This window comes from Tardiphaga alba (assembly GCF_018279705.1).
Classification (GTDB): Bacteria; Pseudomonadota; Alphaproteobacteria; order Rhizobiales; family Xanthobacteraceae; genus Tardiphaga; species Tardiphaga alba.
In genome coordinates this window covers 4,847,790-4,865,413 of sequence record NZ_CP036498.1, presented here as the reverse complement: position 1 = coordinate 4,865,413, position 17,624 = coordinate 4,847,790, and the positions used below count along the sequence as shown (strand labels likewise).

The following is a 17,624-nucleotide window of genomic DNA, read 5'->3' as shown; positions in this document are numbered from 1 at the left end:
AGCGGCTCAGTCCTTCTTGAGGAAGCCCGAGAACTTCTTCTGGAAGCGCGAGACACGGCCGCCGCGGTCGAGCAGCTGGGTGGTGCCGCCGGTCCAGGCCGGGTGCGACTTCGGGTCGATATCAAGGTTCAGCTTGTCGCCTTCCTTGCCCCAGGTCGAGCGGGTCTGATACTCGGTACCGTCGGTCATAACGACGGTAATGTTATGATAATCCGGGTGAATTTCGGCTTTCATGACGGTTCCTTCGGCGCGGATGCGCCTGAATCTCTGGATTGCGATGGCGGATTTGCCGCGTCTATATCGCAGGAATGCCTGTCCGACAAGGACTTGTCGTGATTGACCTAAGTCATTTGCCAGCCGGGCCGCATCGGCCTATCTGAGGCCGCAACGACAAGAACGGTTATAAATCATGAGTGCAGTCGAACGGCTCGACGATCCCCGCGGCACCCCGGCACCGGCTACGCAGCCGGAGCCCATCCTGGACGAGCCTACATTGGCGGATACCGTGGTCGCTCCACCGGCGCGCAGCCGCGCCAAATTGCGTCCGCTGCTCAGCCTTGCTCCCTATGTGGCGCGCTATCGCGGCCGGGCATCGCTGGCGCTGGTCGCACTCCTGATCGCCGCGATCACCACTTTGGTGGTCCCGATTGCCGCGCGCCGCATGATCGACTTCGGTTTCAGCCCCGAAGGCATCGCGATGATCAACAACTATTTCAGCGTGATGATCGCGGTGGTCGTCGTGCTCTCGCTGGCCAGCGCCGCCCGCTATTATCTCGTGATGACCATCGGCGAGCGCATCGTCGCCGATCTCCGCCGCGACGTGTTCAAGCATCTCACTGCGCTGTCGCCCGCCTTTTTCGACACCTCGCGTTCCGGTGAGCTGGTGTCGCGCCTCACCGCGGACACAACGCAGATCAAATCCGCCGTCGGTGCCTCGGTGTCGATCGCGTTGCGCAACATCGTGCTGTTTCTCGGCGCCGCCGCCATGATGGTGGTGTCGAGCCCCAAACTCTCCGGCTTCGTGTTGGCGGCAATCCCGCTGATCGTGGTGCCGCTGGTGGCCTTCGGTCGCTGGGTGCGCCGGCTGTCGCGCAATGCGCAGGATACGCTGGCCAGCGCCTCCGCCTATGCCAGCGAACTGGTCAGCGGCATGCGCACCGTCCAGGCCTATACCAACGAAGCCTTTGCCAATGCGCGCTTCGGCGGCGAGGTCGAGCAAGCCTATGATGCTGCCCGTGGAGCCACGCGCGCACGTGCCGTGCTGACGGCCATCATCATCTTCATCGTCTTCTCCAGCGTGGTCGGCATTCTCTGGGTCGGCTCGCATGACGTGCTGGTGGGCGAGATGACGCCGGGCCGGCTCGGCCAGTTCGTGCTCTATGCGGCCTTTGCTGCATCGAGCCTCGGCCAGCTCAGCGAAGTCTGGGGCGAGATCTCCTCAGCTTCCGGCGCGGCCGAGCGGCTGTTCGAAATTCTCAATGTGAAGTCGGATGTCGATACGCCCGCCAAGCCGCGCGCATTGCCTGTGCCTGCGCGCGGCGATGTCGTGTTCGACAATGTCTCTTTCGCCTATCCCACCCGGCCGGGCGTTCTCTCGGCTGCCGGTGTGTCGCTGTCGGTGAAGGCCGGTGAAAAGGTCGCCATTGTCGGCCCCTCCGGCGCCGGCAAGAGCACGCTGTTTCATCTGCTGTTGCGCTTTTACGATCCTAAGACTGGCAGCATTGCCGTCGATGGCGTGCCGATCCGTGATGCCGATCCGCAGCAGCTTCGCGAGCGCATCGCGCTGGTGCCGCAGGAATCGGTCGTGTTCGCCGCCACCGCGCGTGAAAACATCCGCTTCGGCCGCCCGGACGCGACGGATGCCGAAGTGGAGCGCGCGGCCGATCTCGCCCACGCCACCGAATTCATCCGCCGTCTTCCCGAAGGCTTCGACGCCCCGCTCGGCGAGCGCGGCGTGACGCTGTCCGGTGGCCAGCGCCAGCGCATCGCCATCGCCCGCGCCATCCTGCGCGATGCACCGCTATTGTTGCTGGATGAAGCGACCTCGGCGCTCGATGCGGAGTCCGAGACGCTGGTACAGACCGCGCTGGAAGAACTGATGAAGCACCGCACCACGCTGGTGATCGCTCATCGCCTCGCCACTGTGCTGTCCTGCGATCGTATTCTGGTCATGGATCACGGCCGCATCGTCGAGCAGGGCACCCACGCCTCGCTGGTCGCTGCGAATGGTCTCTATGCGAGGTTGGCACGGCTGCAGTTCGGGGTGTGAGGATTCTGGTAGCCCGGATGAAGCGAAGCGTAATCCGGGAATTAGAGCATCGGCATATCGCCGGTTCCCGGATTGCGCTGCGCTACATCCGGGCTACGATTTCGGCGATTGGGGTGTCCACGCCATCACATCCACCGCCCGCCCTGACGAATTCATCTCCTCATCCGTCTTCACAAATCCATTGCGCTCGTAAAACCTGATCGCTCGCGCATTGTCTGCGTTCACTTTCAGTGTCACGCCGCCGGGGGAGAGGCGCTTGGCTTCATCCATCAGCAGCCGGGCCGTGTTGCTGCCCCAATGTGTGGGGCCGACCACGAGCTGGTCGAGATAGCCGGTGCCATCGATGGTCACGAAGCCGGCCATCGCACCATCCCGTTCTGCAACGACGATCCGGGCGACCGGCACAAGTTCGGTGCGCCAGCGCTCGCGCCACCAATCCACGCGCTTGTCGAAATCGATGGAGGGATAAGCGAGCTTCCATGTCTCCAGCCACAGCGCGATGGAGGCATCTTCATCGTCTGCGCGATAGAGCCGGAGGATGATCGCCGTCGTCACAAGCTCACCGCTCGGTGAGCTTGAGTTCGATGCGGCGGTTGCGCTTGTAGGCTTCGTCGGTTTGCGCCACGTCGAGCGGCTGGAATTCGGCAAAGCCCGCGGCCAGCAGGCGCTGCGCGGGGACGCCGAGCGACACCAGATACTGCACCACCGAGATGGCGCGTCCGGCCGACAGCTCCCAATTGGTCTTGAAAATCGGATTGTTCAGGATCGGGCGCGAGTCGGTGTGGCCATCGACGCGCATCACCCAGGCGATCTCCTGCGGGATCTGCTTGTCGAGTTCGATCAGGGCGCTTGCCACCTTGTCGAGTTCGGCGCGGCCTTCCGGCAGCAGGTCGGCCTTGCCGGCGTCGAAGAACACTTCCGACTGGAATACGAAGCGGTCGCCGACCACGCGGATATCAGGGCGATTGCCGAGAATGGCGCGCAGGCGCCCGAAGAATTCCGAGCGATAGCGCGACAGCTCCTGCACGCGCTGCGCCAGCGCCACATTGAGGCGCTGGCCGAGATCGGCGATGCGGCCCTGGGATTCCTTGTCCCGCTTCTCCGAGGCATCGAGCGCTTCCTCGAGCGCGGCAAGCTGGCGACGCAAGGCCGAGATCTGCTGGTTAAGCACCTCGACCTGCGCCAGCGCGCGCGACGATGCCTGTCGTTCGGAATCCAGCGCCTTGTTGAGTTCGTTGTTGCGGCCCTGGGCGTCCGCGCCAGCACCGGCGAGCCCATCATACAGGCCCTTGACGCGATCGCGGTCGGCCTGAACGGCGGCGAGGCCGGCGCGCAGCGAGGTCAGTTGCTCATCCAGATTGATCTTGCCGAGCTTTTCCAACGACAGCATGTCGCTGAGCTGCGCCAGCTTGGCATTCAACTCGTCGATCGCCTTGTCCTTGCCGCTCACTTCCTGCGACAGGAAGAACTGCACCACGAGAAACACCGACAGCAGGAAGACGATGGATAGGACCAGCGTCGACAGGGCGTCAACGAAGCCCGGCCAGTAGTTCATCTCCGAGGAGTTGCGTCGGCCTCGTGCGAGCGCCATCAACTTTTCCTTCTAGTGCATTATCTGTGCGAACCAGCGCCCGTCTCGCACGGCTGTGCGATCAGCTCTTTTCCGGCTGGCGCGCGATGCGTTCCAGCAGCTTCTTGATCTCTTTACTCTGTTCGCCCTGGCTGTCGGCCCATTCGCGGATCATTTCCTGCTCGCTGCGCATATGCGCGACCAGGCCCTGGATCGCATCGGCGAGGTTGGCCATCGCCGTCGTGGTGCTGCGATTGCCGTTGTCCTCGACCGATCGGCGCAGCCGTTCGATGGCATCGAGCAGGTCAGGCGAAGCGACAGCAGCAGCGGCAGGTGCCCCGGCGACGATCGCGGGCGTGCCGGAATATTCCGTCACGGTGGAAGCCAGCCAGTCTTCGAGGTCCGTATAGAACCGGTTCTGCGCCTGGCTCGACTGCAGGTCGAGGAAGCCGAGGATCAGCGAGCCGGCGAGGCCGAACAGCGAGGACGAGAACGAGATGCCCATGCCGCTCAGCGGCGCGGCGAGGCCTTCCTTCAGCGTATCGAACAGCGAGCCGGAATCGCCGCCGACCTTCAGGCCCTCGATGACCTTGCCGACCGAGCCCACAGTTTCGATCAGGCCCCAAAACGTGCCGAGCAGGCCGAGAAACACCAGCAGGCCGGTCATGTAGCGCGAAATGTCGCGGGCCTCGTCCAGGCGCGTGGCGATCGAATCGAGCAGGTGCCGCATGGTCTGCTGCGAGATCGACATGCGGCCCGAGCGCTCGCCGCCGAGGATCGCGGCCATCGGCGCCAGCAAGACGGGGCGGCGATCCTGCACGAGGCCGGGATCGGAAATCCGGAAGCCGTTGACCCAGCGCACTTCGGGATAGAGGCGTATCACCTGGCGGAATGACAGGATGATGCCGATCAGAAGCACACCGCCGATCAGCGCATTCAGCCCGGGATTGGCAAAGAAGGCGGTGACGATCTGTTTGTACAGGACCGCGGCGATCAGTCCGCCCAGCACCAGAAACACCATCATCCGGAATAGAAAAATTCCCGGCGAGGACAGCTTGGTCAGTTCGATCTCCATCGCAGAGCGGGAAGAGGGTGCTGTCGCCATGGGTGCTTCATCTGCTTGGGAGAGGATCAAGGTCAGGCGAGCAATATGGCACAGCCGAGCGACAAAAAAAGATCGGATACCGCGGAATCCACCATGCGGCGCGGAACTTCAGGGTGAAACCGGGTTTGATGCCCTGCGTATTTGTAAAACACCTTTGTATTGAGCCGTTTACGGGGCCTTCGATGACGATTGTATACTTGGGGGCGCTGCTGGCGATTGCAGTTGCACTGTCGCTGCTCATGGCACTTGCCTGGGTGGTGCAGCAACGCACCGGCAACTCCGGTTGGGTCGATACGATCTGGACCTTTTCGCTCGGCATCGTCGGTGCAGGCGCAGCGCTGTGGCCGCTGGCGGATGCAGCGCCGAATGCCCGGCAATGGCTGGTGGCCGCGCTGGTGGTCACCTGGTCAGTGCGATTGGGCTCACATATCGCCATGCGCAGCGCAGGCATCGCGGACGATCCGCGCTACGCCGCTTTTGCGGCCGAGTGGGGCGCCGATTCGCCGCGAAAGATGTTTCTGTTCCTGCAGAATCAGGCGCTCGGTTCGATCCCGCTGGTGTTCGCGATCTTCGTCGCGTCCCGTTTTCCGTCAGACGCACTTCGGGTGCAGGATTATCTCGGTGCGCTGATCCTGTTCACCGGCATTGCCGGCGAGGCGCTGGCGGACAGGCAGCTGAAAGCCTTCCGCTCCGATCCCGCCAACAAGGGCAAGGTGTGCGATGCCGGCCTGTGGGGCTGGTCGCGGCATCCGAACTATTTCTTCGAATGGCTGGGATGGCTGGCCTATCCCGTCATCGCTCTGTCGGTCGATTATCCGTGGAGCCTCGCGACGCTGCTGGCGCCGATCTTCATGTACTGGATCCTGCGCCACGTGACAGGTGTGCCGCCGCTGGAAGAGCAGATGATGAAATCGCGCGGCGATCGCTATCGCGCCTATCAGGCGCGCACCAGCGTGTTCTTTCCATTGCCACCACGAACTCATTCCGGGCATCAGGGAGCAGCTTCATGAGCTTCGTTGCGCGTGTGATCGAGACGGCGGAGCGCGTCCCGTTGCCGGATGCCGTGATCCGCGCCGGCATCCAGCAACTGTGCGCGCGCACCGCGCTGAAGCTGGCCGATAGCAACGCCGATACCGATGCGGCTTTCGCGCGTGAAATGGCGTTGCTCGCGGTGGCCGAACATACCGATGCAGCCAATACGCAGCATTACGAGGTGCCTGCCGCATTCTTTGCGCTGGTGCTCGGGCCGAACCGCAAATATTCGAGCTGCTTCTACAAGGAGCCGGCCTCGACGTTGCAGGAGTCCGAAGAAGAAGCATTGCGGCAGACGGTGGAGCATGCCGACCTGCACGATGGACAATCCATCCTCGAACTCGGCTGCGGCTGGGGCTCGCTGTCGCTGTGGATGGCGCGACAATTCCCGCATGCGCGCATCACTGCGGTTTCGAACTCGGCATCGCAGCGCGCTCACATCGAAAGCGAGGCGGCGTCGCGCGGGCTGTCCAATCTGCATGTGATCACCAAGGACATGAACGTCTTCCAGCCGGACGGGACATTCGATCGCATCGTCTCGGTGGAGATGTTCGAGCACATGATGAACTGGCGCGAATTGATGACGCGCGTGCGCTCATGGCTTAAGCGCGACGGTCGCTTCTTCATGCACATCTTCACCCATCGCGCCGGCACCTATCTGTTCGACCGGAACGACAAGGAAGACTGGATAGCGCAGCATTTCTTCACCGGCGGCGTGATGCCGAGCCATCATCTGATCCGGCAATATTCCGACATCTTCGCTGTCGAGAAGGAGTGGGCCTGGAGCGGCACGCATTATGCCCGCACGGCAAATGATTGGCTGGACAATTTCGATCGCCACCATGACGAGATCGAAGGCATTCTGCGCCCCATCTATGGGCGTGAGACCGCGCTGTGGATGCGGCGGTGGCGCTGGTTCTTTCTCGCAACGTCTGGCCTGTTCGGATTCGCTGATGGCAGCGAATGGGGCGTCAGCCACTACCGCATGACCGCCGTTAACTAAGTTCTCGTGAGTTCCATCCGATTCACGTTCGCGTGAGGCGCGAAAGGACCTGCGACATCAATGCTATAGTGTGTGTGGCAATGCGCCGCCACGATATGTATTGCGCCGCAGCAGGGCTGTTTTTATTTTGCCCTCATCACGTTCGATAAATCCGTCTGCGCGCCCAAGGCGAATATTTTGGGCGAATATCCTGCGCAGCCGTCGATGCATGTTCGAATTGCAAATTGGGAAATCGGAATCGATGACGATCATGAGTGCACGGGCTGCAGGCTTCGCGCTTCTGCTGGCAGGACTCGCGCCTGTTCTCGCGGGATGCAACGAGCCCAAGGATGCCGTGGCGGCAGCGCCTGCGGAAAATCCGGAGGTCGAGGTGAGCGTCGTCACGGTGAAGCAGCAGGCACGCGCCATTGTGCGCGAATTGCCCGGCCGTATCGCACCGACGCGCGTGGCCGACGTGCGTTCGCGCGTATCCGGCATCATCATCGAACGTGCCTTCCATCAGGGCACGGAGGTGAAGGCGGGCGACACGCTCTATCGCATCGATCCGAAGCCGTTCGAAGTGGAACTGCAAGCCGCAAAGGCCTCGCTGAACAAGGCCGAGGCCGCATTTGATCTCGCCGCAATGCAGGCGAAGCGTATTTCCGGCCTGGCACAGCAAAAGGCCGTGTCGGAAGCCGAAGGCGAGCGTGCGATCGGCGCCGAGCGTCAGGCGCAGGCCGAAATCGCCGCACGCAAGGCCGATGTCGCGCGTGCGCGCCTCAATCTCGATTACGCCACCATCCGTGCGCCCATCGATGGCATTGTCGGTGCCGCGCTGGTGACCGAAGGCACGCTGATCGCCCAGAACGACACCACCAATCTCGCCACCATCCAGCAGCTCGATCCGATCTATGCCGACTTCACCCAGTCGGTGTCGGAATTGAACAATCTGCGCCGCTCGTTCGAGACCGGCGATCTCGAGCGCATCGCGCCCGACGCTGCCAAGGTGCGTCTGGTGTTCGACGATGGCTCGACCTATCCGCTGGTCGGCAAGCTGCTGTTCTCGGAAGCCAAGGTCGATACGTTCACCGGCCAGGTGACCCTGCGCGGCGAGTTCCCCAATCCGAAGCGTGAGCTGCTGCCCGGCATGTATGTCCGCGTGCAGATCGAGCAGGGCATCGATACCGACGCCATCGCCGTTCCGCAGCAGGCGGTCCAGCGCAATGGCGGTGGCGGCGCCGAAGTGTTCGTCGTCAAGAGCGACGGTCATGTCGCGGTGCAGACGGTCAAGACCGGCGCGGTGCAGAATGGCCTCTGGTTCGTGACGGAAGGCCTCAAGGGCGGCGAGAAAATCGTCGTCGAGGGCTTCCAGAAATTTGCCGCGGGCGACAAGGTGAAGACCGTGAAATGGACCGATCCGAACCTTGCCAGCAATCTTCCGCCGGACGGGCAGAAGACGACGCAGGCGCGGCCCTGAGTAGATAGACATGCCGAGTTTTTTCATCGACAGGCCGATTTTTGCCTGGGTCGTCGCGCTTTTCATCTGCTTGTTCGGTGCGATCGCGATTCCGCAACTGCCCATTGCGCAGTATCCGATCATCGCGCCGCCGTCGATTTCGATCTCGACCAGCTATCCCGGTGCATCGCCGGAGAACCTCTACAACAGCGTTACGCGCATCATTGAAGAGGAATTGAACGGCGCGCAGGGCATTCTGAACTTCGAGTCCACCAGTGACTCGCTGGGCGCCGTCGAAATCATCGCCAATTTCCAGCCGGGCACCGATACCAGCCAGGCATCGGTGGAAGTGCAGAACCGTCTGAAGCGCGTCGAAGCGCGCCTGCCGCGTGCGGTGATCAAGCAGGGTATCCTCGTCGAGGAAGCTTCCGCCGCCGTTCTCAACATCATCACGATCTCATCGACCGATGGCAGCCTCGACGAGGTCGGGCTCGGCGATTTCATGATCCGCAACGTGCTCGGCGAAATCCGGCGTATTCCCGGCGTCGGCCGTGCGTCACTGTATTCGACCGAACGCTCGCTGCGCGTCTGGGTCGATCCGGCCAAGCTGGTCGGCTATCAACTCACCTCCGAAGACGTCAACAAGGCCATCGCGGCCCAGAATGCCCAGGTCGCGTCTGGCAGTGTCGGTGCAGAGCCATCGACCGCAACGACGCGGACATCGTCGCTGGTTCTCGTAAAAGGCCAGCTGACCTCACCGGAGGAATTCGGTGCGATCGTGTTGCGCGCCAATTCCGATGGCTCGACCGTGCGCCTGCGCGATGTCGCGCGGGTCGAGGTCGGCGGCTTCAGCTATCAGTTCAACACACGCCTGAACGGCAAGTCGGTGGCGGGCCTATCGGTGCTGATGTCACCGAAGGGCAATGCGCTGGCGACGGCCAGTGCCATCGAAGCCAAGATGAAGGAGCTGTCCAACTTCTTCCCGGCCAACATCACTTACGAGATTCCCTATAACGTCACGCCGGTGATCACTGCGGCAATTACCAAGGTGATCCACACGCTGATCGAGGCCGTGGTCCTCGTCTTCATCGTGATGTTCCTGTTCCTTCAGAATTTGCGCTACACGCTGATCCCGATCATCACGGTTCCGGTTGCGCTCGCCGGCACATGCGCGGTGCTGCTCTCGGTCGGCTATTCCATCAACATGCTCACCATGTTCGGCATGGTGCTGGCGATCGGCATCCTGGTGGATGACGCCATCGTGGTGGTTGAAAACGTCGAACGCATCATGAGCGAGGAAGGGCTGCCGCCGAAGGAAGCCACCAGAAAAGCGATGACGCAGATCACCAGCGCGATCATCGGTGTCACTTTGGTGCTGATCGGCGTGTTCGTCCCGATGGCGTTCTTCCCGGGCTCGGTCGGCATCATCTATCGCCAGTTCTCGGTAACGATGGTCACCGCCATTGCCTTCTCGGCTTTGCTGGCGCTGTCGCTGACTCCGGCCCTTTGCGCCACCATGCTCAAGCCGATCAAGGAAGGTCATGGCAACTCGTATACCGGCCTGTTCGGCTGGTTCAACCGAGGGCTTGATAATGTGCGCGATCGCTATACCGGCTCGGTGCGCTGGTCGCTGTCGCGCACCGGTCGCATGCTGCTGGTTTATGTGGCGCTCCTGATCGGTCTCGGTTGGGGCTTCACGCGCATGCCGGGCGGCTTCCTGCCCATCGACGATCAGGGCTTCATCACGACTGACGTGCAGACGCCGTCGGATTCCTCCTTCGGCCGCACTGAAACTGCGATCAAGCAGGTTGAGGAATTCCTCGCAAAGCGTGACGGCATTGAGAACGTGGTGTTCCTGACCGGCTTCAGCTTCCTCGGCCAGGGCATGAACACGGCGCAGGCCTTCATCACCCTCAAGGATTGGTCCGAACGCCCCGCAAAGGATTCAGCCGCAGCTCTGGTTGATGACATCAACAAGAGCCTGTCGACGACGATCCGCGATGCGAAAATCTCGGCACTGCAGCCACCGCCGATCGACAATCTCGGTAACTCGTCGGGCTTCAGCTTCCGTCTACAGGATCGCGGCCAAAAGGGCATTCCGGCGCTGAATGCGGCCTCGGATCAATTGATCGCGGCGGCGAATGCCAGTCCGATTCTGCAGAAGGTCTATGTCGAAGGCTTGCCGCCCGCGCCGATCGTCAATCTGGACATCGACCGTGAGAAAGCCGGTGCCTTCGGCGTTACCTTCGAGGATATCAACAACACGATCTCGACCAATCTCGGCTCCAACTACGTCAACGACTTCCCCAATCGCGGCCGCATGCAGCGCGTTGTCGTGCAGTCGGATGCTACGAGCCGGATGAATGCCGAGGACATTCTGAACTACAACGTCAAGAACAGCCGCGGCCAACTGGTGCCGTTCTCATCCTTCGCCACGTTGCAATGGGATAAGGGGCCGACGCAGATTACCGGCTTCAATTACTATCCAGCGGTCCGCATCTCGGGCGAAGCACGAGACGGTTTCACGTCGGGCGATGCCATTAAGGAGATGGAACGTCTGGCCGGCAAATTGCCGCGCGGCTTCGGCTATGAATGGACGGGACAATCCCTGCAGGAGAAGCTGTCGGGCTCGATGGCGCCGCTGCTGCTCGGTCTATCTGCGCTGGTCGTTTTCCTGATCCTCGCTGCGCTGTATGAGAGCTGGACCATTCCGGTCGCGGTCATCATGACGGTGCCGCTTGGTATCATCGGCGCGGTCCTTGCCTCGAGCCTGCGCGACATGCCGAACGGCGTCTATTTCACCGTCGGCCTGATTACGATCATCGGCCTTTCCGCGAAGAACGCCATTCTGATCGTGGAATTCGCCAAGGATCTGCGGGCCCATGGCAAGTCTTTGGTGGATGCGACAATGGAAGCGTGCCACCTGCGCTTCCGCCCGATCCTGATGACCGGCGTCGCTTTCATCTGCGGCGTCTTGCCGATGGCCATTTCGACTGGTGCCGGCGGTCTCAGCCAGCAGGCGCTGGGAACCGGCGTGGTCGGCGGCATGCTGGCGGTGGTGGTGCTGGCGCTGATTTTCGTGCCGGTGTTCTTCGTCGCCGTGCAGCGCATGTTCTCGCCGGACAAGCCGACGCCGGGCGATCAGAAGCAAGGCGCGGACAAGATCGAACCGGCCGCAACGCCGTCTCCCTCGCATGGCTGACGTGAGCTGAAACAAAAAAGCCCGGATGGCGATGCCATCCGGGCTTTTTGCTTTTATCGACCGCCACAGGGGCGGATGCGCTTACTTCCGCGACAGCGGCCGCAGGATTTTCACCAGCGAATTGTGGACGACTTCATTGCCGCATGCCACATCGCCGGTCTTCAGCAGGTCGCCGCCATCGATGTCGCTGACGAGGCCGCCGGCTTCCTTGATCATGATAATGCCGGCCGCGACGTCCCAGGGCTGCAGGTTGCGCTCCCAGTAACCGTCGAGACGACCAGCCGCGACAAAGGCCATATCCAGCGAAGCAGCGCCGAAACGGCGGAGGCCGGCGACCTTGGGCTGAAGGGCGGCCATTTCGTTGCGTGACAGTTCGAAGTCGCCGCGGCCGATATGCGGCAGGCCGCAGGCGATGACGCAATCATGCAACTGCTGGCGGCCGGCGACACGCAGGCGGCTGTCGTTCAGGAAGGCGCCGGCGCCCTTCTCGGCCATGTAGAGTTCTTCATTGCCGGGATTGTAGATCACGCCGGCAATGATCTGGCCTTCGCGTGCGAGGCCGATCGAGATGGCGAATTGCGGGATGCCGTGCAGGAAATTGGTGGTGCCGTCGAGCGGATCGACGATCCAGGTGTGGCTCTTGTCGGTGCCCTCGCGGGTGCCGCCTTCCTCGCCGAGGAAGCCATAGCCGGGGCGGGCCTTGTTGAGATCCGTATAGAGCATCTCCTCGGCGCGCTTGTCGGCGAGTGAGACGAAGTTGGCGGGGCCCTTCAGGGAGACCTGCAGATGCTCGATCTCGCCGAGGTCACGCTTGAGGCTGCGGCCGGCGCGGCGGGCGGCCTTCACCATGACGTTCATAAGGGCCGAATTGATCATGATCTCGTCTCGCGACGACCTGGCGTCAGGTCTTCAGAATGGGGGTTGCTAGGGGCGATGGGTGCCCTCTGGGGGCCATCGCGTCAAGGGTGGATCGCTCTGCCCACCCTACGGGCCGTCTCGGTCATTTCAGGGTACTTCCGAGCCATTTGCTGGCGGCTTGCTGGGCCTGGGCGCGCTCCTGGGGCTGGCGCCGGACAGCAGCTCGTCCAGCATCAGGTCGCCCTTGCCGGCGGTCTTGGCGACGATATGCCAGCGCAGGCCCTCCAGCCGGTCATCGGTATTTGTGCGCATGGCGAGCACCCGGGCGAGGCGGTTCTGGGCGATCGGACTGTTCTGCCGGGCAGCCTTGCGGAGCAGGGTGATGGCCGCGGCCTCGTTTTTCGAGGTTCCCGTGCCGTTATAGAGCGCGATGGCGTATTCGACCTCGGCGTCCACATTGTCGGCCATCGACGCCGCCTGCAGCAGGCGAACTGCCTTGTTGATGTCTTTCTCGACGCCGGTGCCCTCCTTGTAGAAGGTCGCCAGCGCATATTGCGCTTCGGCGTTGCCGGCATCTGCGGCTTGCCGCAGCAATTCGGCCGAGCGTTTGACGTCCTGCGGCAGGGTCTGCCCGTCGAGATAAAGCAGCGCGAGATTATAGGCGGCCTTGGGATTGCCGAGCTTGGCGGAGGACGCCAACAGCTTCACGGCTTCGTCGCGACCGCCCGGATTGGTGCGTTCAGAGATGCGCAGCATGGCCAGCGCGAACATCGCCTCGCGGTCGCCGCGGTCGGCGGCGCGCTTGTACCACTCGGCGGCCTGCTGATAGTTGCGCTTGATGCCGATGCCGTTGGAATAGAGTTCGCCGAGCATGGTCATCGCCTTCGGATCGTTGTTCTCCGTGGCGCGCTTGGTGGCGAGGTCGAGGGCCGTCTTGTACATGCCGCGCTGATAGGCGCCGTAGACCAGATCGGCGCGGGGATCGACGGGCTCTTCCGCTTTCTCAGGCTGCTTCGCCGGCGCTGCCTTCTTGGCGGCGTCAGGGGCTTTCTTCGCCGCCTCCGGCGCCTTTGCGGGCGCTTTGGCCGGCGGCTGTTTCGGCGCAGCCTTGCTCTGGCCAGGCGGTGTCTGCGTGGCTGGAGGAGTCAGCGACATCTGCGCGGAAGCCGCCGTTGTCAGCAGGCATCCGGTCGTCAGCAGAAATGCGCGCAGCGTCTTCACGTCACTTAGTCCTGTGCTGCCTTGAGGCGTTCGAGAAGAGCGGCATGGCCCTGCTTGATCGCCTGTTCGACATCGACGAGTGCGGCAGCAGTGCCGCGCTTGTCGTTCCAGATCAGATCGCCGACCAGCACGAAATCCGCGCCGGCGGCAGCAAACTGTTCGGCTTCCTCGAGCGAAGCCGCATAGCCGACGCATGGTGGCTCGAACAGTTCGGCCCACCATTCCAGTCGTTCGGCAATGGCATCTGCGGACGGGCGCTGGCCCTTGGCGTCGGGCTCGCCGAACAGCACGTAGTCAGCACCGGCTTCGCCGGCCGACATGGCATGGTGCCGCGTCGTCAGCCCGCCGCAGCCAGCAATCCAGTCGGGCTTCAGCGATGGCAAGGCCTCCTGCATCGGCGCCAGGCCCGGCAGATGTGCGCCATCGGCGCCACCGCGGGCGACGAGATCCGCATGGCCTTCGACCAGCAGCGCGGCATCGGCATTTTGGACAACCTGCGCGACAGCCTTGATACGTGTGGTGAGGCTGCGCGGATCGGATGGCGCAAGGCGCAGCAGCACGGCGGCGATATCAGCCTTGCCGAGCAGGGCGGACAGCGTGCCGACCAACGCGGCCGGGTCTTCAATCACGGGCGTCGAGAGATAAAGCCGCGGAGCGGGGGGCGCTGGAGGTTTCGCAGCCAAGATCATACAGCCTTTTCGTGTTCGGCAGTCCATGTGCCGGATGCCGCGAGCGAATTCATCCGCGCGCGATGAGTGAATGCGTTCTGGCCGGCCTGGATATTCTCAGCCTTGCCAGCCCATGCTTTCTGCGGCGCAGCTTGCAACGCGCGGCCATAAGAAAAGGTGAGCGGCCAGGGCAGTCCGCCGATTTTGTTCATCGCATCGAGATGCGCGGTGGCATCTTCATCCGACTGGCCGCCGGACAGGAAGGCGATGCCGGGCACGGAAGCGGGCACGCAGTTCTTCAACATGCGTACGGTCTTCTCGGCGACTTCGCTGACACCGGCCTGTTTATTCGATTTCTTGCCGGCGATGGCCATGTTCGGCTTCAGGATCATGCCTTCCAGCGCGACACGCTGGACGCGCAATTCCTGGAACGTCTTGTTGAGCACGCGCGTCGTGACCTCGACGCAGCGATCGATGTCGTGGTCGCCGTCCATCAGCACTTCGGGCTCGACAATGGGCACGATCTGCGCGGCCTGGCACAGCGCCGCATAGCGCGCCAGTGCATGGGCATTGACGGAGATCGCGGTCATCGACGGAATGGGACTGTTTGAAGAAGATTTGCCAATATCGATCACCGCGCGCCATTTGGCGAAACGCGCACCGCGCTCGTAATATTTCGGCAGCCGCTCGGCGAGCTTGTCGAGGCCGGTGGTGATCAGCTCGCCCGGGCAGTTCGGAAGGGGCTGTGTGCCTTCATCGACCTTGATGCCGGGAATGGCGCCTGCGTCCTGGATCAGCTTGACCAGCGGCGTGCCGTCCTTGGCGTCCTGCCAGATCGTTTCATCGTAGAGGATCACGCCCGAAATCGCGCTGCTCATGGCCTCGCGGGCGCGGAACAGCATCTCGCGATAGTCGCGGCGGCTCTCCTCGGTGGAGGCCACGCCGATGGCATCGAAGCGCTTCTTGATGGTGCCCGACGACTCGTCCGCAGCCAGCAAGCCCTTGCCCGGCGCAACCATGGCGCGGGCGATTTTGTTGAGATTGGCGAGGTTCATCGGAGCGGTCCTGAAAGATGGCTGCTTCTTACGGACAATAACGACGGATGTCAGGCAAATCCGAGGAAAACGGCGAGAGCGCGGTTAACCCGGTCCATGTCGTCATCGGACAGGTAGCCGATAACAGGACCAATTTTCTCTCGGGGATAGTGTTGATCTTGTCGATCATAACTCGGGACGTTTGACGAAGTCCGTTGGCGGGGCTCGGTTCCAGCAGAATGCGTAAGCCGCTTAGCGGTAATGAGTGCGACGTGAGCGGGACCACGGTAATGAGCGGAAGTTCTAGACAAATGTCCGCTTGAACAACGATCGCGGGACGTGGTTTGCCGTAGTCTCTTCCGAGGACCGCGGTAACCAAATCGCCCCGTTTCATTCCCACTTCCAGCCTTCGATCTCGATATCTGAAAGCTCGCGGAGAATTTCTTGCTCGCTCTCGCTGGCATTTATCGCTGCGATATCGCGCGCAAGAGCTTCCCGGTATTCCGGCGAATTTACATCCGGCACCCAGATGGTCACCGACTTCAAGCCGGCGGCCTTCATCTTTTCGCGGTGCTTGCGGACCCGTTCTGCGCCTGTGGCCATGACGACCTCCACTCCGTTACATGTAACATAGCGAAGGTCGCCTTGGCCTGCAAGGCATACGTGTATCCCCGGCGGGATGCGCGCGATCAGGCGATCTTGGCGTTCAACTCGCCTGAGGCATAGCGCTTGGCCATTTCCGCAGTGGTCAGCACGCGCTTGACCTTGCTGGCCTGGCCGGCGGTGTTGAATTCCTGCAGGCGCTGCTTGCAGAGCTTGGTCATCGCTTCCATCGCCGGCTTCAGATATTTGCGCGGATCGAATTCGCTGGGATTCTCGGACAGGATCTTGCGGATCTGGCCGGTCATCGCCATGCGGTTGTCGGTGTCGATATTGATCTTGCGCACGCCATGCTTGATGCCGCGCTGGATCTCGGCCACCGGCACGCCCCAGGTCGGCTTCATCTGGCCGCCGAACTTGTTGATGATGTCCTGCAGATCCTGCGGCACCGAGGACGAGCCGTGCATCACCAGATGCGTGTTCGGCAGCTTGCGGTGGATTTCCTCGATCACGTTCATAGCGAGGATGTCGCCGTCCGGCTTGCGGGTGAACTTATAGGCGCCGTGCGAGGTGCCCATGGCGATCGCCAGCGCGTCCACCTGGGTCTCCTTGACGAATTTCACGGCTTCGTCGGGATTGGTCAGTAGCTGGTCATGCGACAGCTTGCCTTCGGCGCCGTGGCCGTCTTCGGCCTCGCCTTCGCCGGTCTCCAGCGAGCCGAGCACGCCGAGCTCGCCTTCCACCGAGATGCCGCCGAGATGCGCCATGTCGGTCACGGTCTTGGTGACGCCGACATTGTAGTCCCAGTCGCCCGGCGTCTTGCCATCGGCCTTCAGCGAGCCGTCCATCATCACCGAGGTGAAGCCGGCCTGGATCGCGGTCATGCAGGTCGCGGCTTCATTACCGTGGTCGAGATGCACGCAGACGGGAATGTGGGGATAGATTTCAGTGACGGCGTCCATCATGTGCTTCAGCATGATGTCGTTGGCATAGGAGCGGGCGCCGCGCGATGCCTGGATGATGACCGGCGCATCCACGGAGTTGGCGGCTTCCATGATGGCCAGCGCCTGCTCCATATTGTTGATGTTGAAGGCCGGTACGCCGTAGTCGTTTTCCGCCGCATGATCGAGCAGTTGACGCAACGTGATACGGGCCATGCGGGAGACTCCTTGCAAAAATGGGGCGGTTCTTGATGAGCTGGCGCGGGTTCCGCGCCGAATGATCGCTCTTAGCGCGAGCCCACGGCGAATCCAAGACGCCATACGTCGCGCGAGCGCGCAGCGTTAATTGCTGAAGCGGGTAGGTGTTCCAGTGCGCGGAAATAAGAGCCGAATTTAGTGCTCGCGTGCTTCGAGCGCGGCCACGCGTTCTTCCACTTCGGTGACACGCTCATCGAAGTCTCCGGCCGTTGCGCGCATCATCACCAGCATGCCAGCGGCGTCGCGCCGCTGCTTGCGGCTCACTTCCTCGAGCCGATCGAGCCGCTGCTCGACCGACTGCCGAAATGACGAGATATCCTGCCGGATGGCGATCAGGATATCCGTGGTGATGTTGATCGGTTCGTCAGCCATGGTCAGAACATATCATAAACGCACAGGCGCGCAACGGCAATCTCAGGTTGCTGAAA

17 protein-coding genes and 1 pseudogene are annotated in these 17,624 nt (G+C 62.3%); 5 read left to right on the top strand and 13 right to left on the bottom strand.

All coding sequences use genetic code 11. The annotated features are described in order from the left end of the window. Nucleotides 1-6: 6 nt before the first annotated feature. Nucleotides 7-234 carry a 50S ribosomal protein L31 gene (gene rpmE, locus RPMA_RS23315; RefSeq protein ID WP_211910039.1) on the bottom strand — a complete coding sequence of 76 codons (228 nt, stop codon included), beginning with the start codon at nucleotides 232-234 and terminating at the stop codon, nucleotides 7-9. 175 nt (nucleotides 235-409) lie between these two features. Here rpmE and RPMA_RS23310 point away from each other — a divergent pair, with 175 nt between their 5' ends. After that, nucleotides 410-2,269 (top strand): ABC transporter ATP-binding protein/permease, encoded by a 1,860-nt coding sequence (locus RPMA_RS23310; protein ID WP_211910038.1) that lies wholly within the window; start codon nucleotides 410-412, stop codon nucleotides 2,267-2,269. A gap of 93 nt (nucleotides 2,270-2,362) precedes the next feature. Here the strand turns inward: RPMA_RS23310 and RPMA_RS23305 are convergent, their stop codons facing one another. The 3 genes from RPMA_RS23305 to RPMA_RS23295 form a co-directional block, all read right to left on the bottom strand. Continuing rightward, the gene (locus RPMA_RS23305) at nucleotides 2,363-2,824 is read right to left on the bottom strand and encodes a GNAT family N-acetyltransferase (RefSeq protein WP_211910037.1); all 462 of its coding nucleotides are present in this window, start codon (nucleotides 2,822-2,824) and stop codon (nucleotides 2,363-2,365) included. Nucleotides 2,825-2,828: 4 nt separating this feature from the next. Further along, on the bottom strand, nucleotides 2,829-3,860 hold the full coding sequence (locus tag RPMA_RS23300; RefSeq protein WP_211910036.1) for a peptidoglycan -binding protein: 1,032 nt from the start codon (nucleotides 3,858-3,860) through the stop codon (nucleotides 2,829-2,831). 61 nt (nucleotides 3,861-3,921) lie between these two features. Beyond that, nucleotides 3,922-4,944: a flagellar motor protein MotA gene (locus RPMA_RS23295; protein ID WP_211910035.1), complete on the bottom strand. Its 1,023-nt coding sequence runs from the start codon at nucleotides 4,942-4,944 to the stop codon at nucleotides 3,922-3,924. A 182-nt stretch (nucleotides 4,945-5,126) separates the two neighbouring features. On the opposite strand from RPMA_RS23295, the gene RPMA_RS23290 reads away from it, so the two are divergent. Together RPMA_RS23290 and RPMA_RS23285 are read left to right on the top strand one after the other, a co-directional pair. Beyond that, the gene (locus tag RPMA_RS23290; protein ID WP_211910034.1) at nucleotides 5,127-5,954 is read left to right on the top strand and encodes a DUF1295 domain-containing protein; all 828 of its coding nucleotides are present in this window, start codon (nucleotides 5,127-5,129) and stop codon (nucleotides 5,952-5,954) included. After that, complete coding sequence (locus RPMA_RS23285) at nucleotides 5,951-6,979, top strand: SAM-dependent methyltransferase (protein ID WP_211910033.1); 1,029 nt, start codon at nucleotides 5,951-5,953, stop codon at nucleotides 6,977-6,979. The genes RPMA_RS23290 and RPMA_RS23285 overlap by 4 nt, the downstream gene beginning before the upstream one ends. 63 nt (nucleotides 6,980-7,042) lie before the next feature. Here the strand turns inward: RPMA_RS23285 and RPMA_RS23280 are convergent, their stop codons facing one another. After that, nucleotides 7,043-7,231, bottom strand: coding sequence for a hypothetical protein (locus RPMA_RS23280; RefSeq protein ID WP_211910032.1), 189 nt, complete (start codon nucleotides 7,229-7,231; stop codon nucleotides 7,043-7,045). On the opposite strand from RPMA_RS23280, the gene RPMA_RS23275 reads away from it, so the two are divergent. Next, a complete protein-coding gene (locus tag RPMA_RS23275) occupies nucleotides 7,221-8,435 on the top strand; it encodes an efflux RND transporter periplasmic adaptor subunit (RefSeq protein ID WP_211910031.1) in 1,215 nt (404 codons plus the stop codon). The genes RPMA_RS23280 and RPMA_RS23275 overlap by 11 nt on opposite strands. Nucleotides 8,436-8,445: 10 nt before the next feature. Next, on the top strand, nucleotides 8,446-11,616 hold the full coding sequence (locus tag RPMA_RS23270) for a multidrug efflux RND transporter permease subunit (RefSeq protein ID WP_211910030.1): 3,171 nt from the start codon (nucleotides 8,446-8,448) through the stop codon (nucleotides 11,614-11,616). A gap of 81 nt (nucleotides 11,617-11,697) precedes the next feature. On the opposite strand, the gene RPMA_RS23265 is transcribed toward RPMA_RS23270, so the two are convergent. The 8 genes and pseudogenes from RPMA_RS23265 to RPMA_RS23230 all read right to left on the bottom strand — a co-directional run bounded on the left by RPMA_RS23265 (nucleotide 11,698) and on the right by RPMA_RS23230 (nucleotide 17,568). Next, complete coding sequence (locus RPMA_RS23265) at nucleotides 11,698-12,492, bottom strand: inositol monophosphatase family protein (protein WP_211910029.1); 795 nt, start codon at nucleotides 12,490-12,492, stop codon at nucleotides 11,698-11,700. Nucleotides 12,493-12,616: 124 nt separating this feature from the next. Further along, a pseudogene (locus RPMA_RS23260) lies at nucleotides 12,617-13,695 on the bottom strand (tetratricopeptide repeat protein). A 5-nt stretch (nucleotides 13,696-13,700) separates the two neighbouring features. Beyond that, entirely contained in the window at nucleotides 13,701-14,378 is a 678-nt protein-coding gene (locus RPMA_RS23255; protein WP_211910028.1) for a thiamine phosphate synthase, read from the bottom strand. Between the two features lie 2 nt (nucleotides 14,379-14,380). Then, entirely contained in the window at nucleotides 14,381-15,418 is a 1,038-nt protein-coding gene (locus RPMA_RS23250; RefSeq protein ID WP_211910027.1) for a class I fructose-bisphosphate aldolase, read from the bottom strand. 28 nt (nucleotides 15,419-15,446) lie between these two features. Beyond that, nucleotides 15,447-15,791, bottom strand: coding sequence for a type II toxin-antitoxin system PemK/MazF family toxin (locus tag RPMA_RS23245; protein WP_249225364.1), 345 nt, complete (start codon nucleotides 15,789-15,791; stop codon nucleotides 15,447-15,449). Continuing rightward, nucleotides 15,788-16,000, bottom strand: coding sequence for an antitoxin MazE family protein (locus tag RPMA_RS23240; RefSeq protein WP_211910026.1), 213 nt, complete (start codon nucleotides 15,998-16,000; stop codon nucleotides 15,788-15,790). The genes RPMA_RS23245 and RPMA_RS23240 overlap by 4 nt, the downstream gene beginning before the upstream one ends. 86 nt (nucleotides 16,001-16,086) lie before the next feature. Beyond that, nucleotides 16,087-17,154 carry a class II fructose-bisphosphate aldolase gene (gene fba, locus RPMA_RS23235; protein ID WP_211910025.1) on the bottom strand — a complete coding sequence of 356 codons (1,068 nt, stop codon included), beginning with the start codon at nucleotides 17,152-17,154 and terminating at the stop codon, nucleotides 16,087-16,089. 177 nt (nucleotides 17,155-17,331) lie between these two features. After that, nucleotides 17,332-17,568 carry a hypothetical protein gene (locus tag RPMA_RS23230; RefSeq protein ID WP_211910024.1) on the bottom strand — a complete coding sequence of 79 codons (237 nt, stop codon included), beginning with the start codon at nucleotides 17,566-17,568 and terminating at the stop codon, nucleotides 17,332-17,334. Nucleotides 17,569-17,624: the final 56 nt, after the last annotated feature.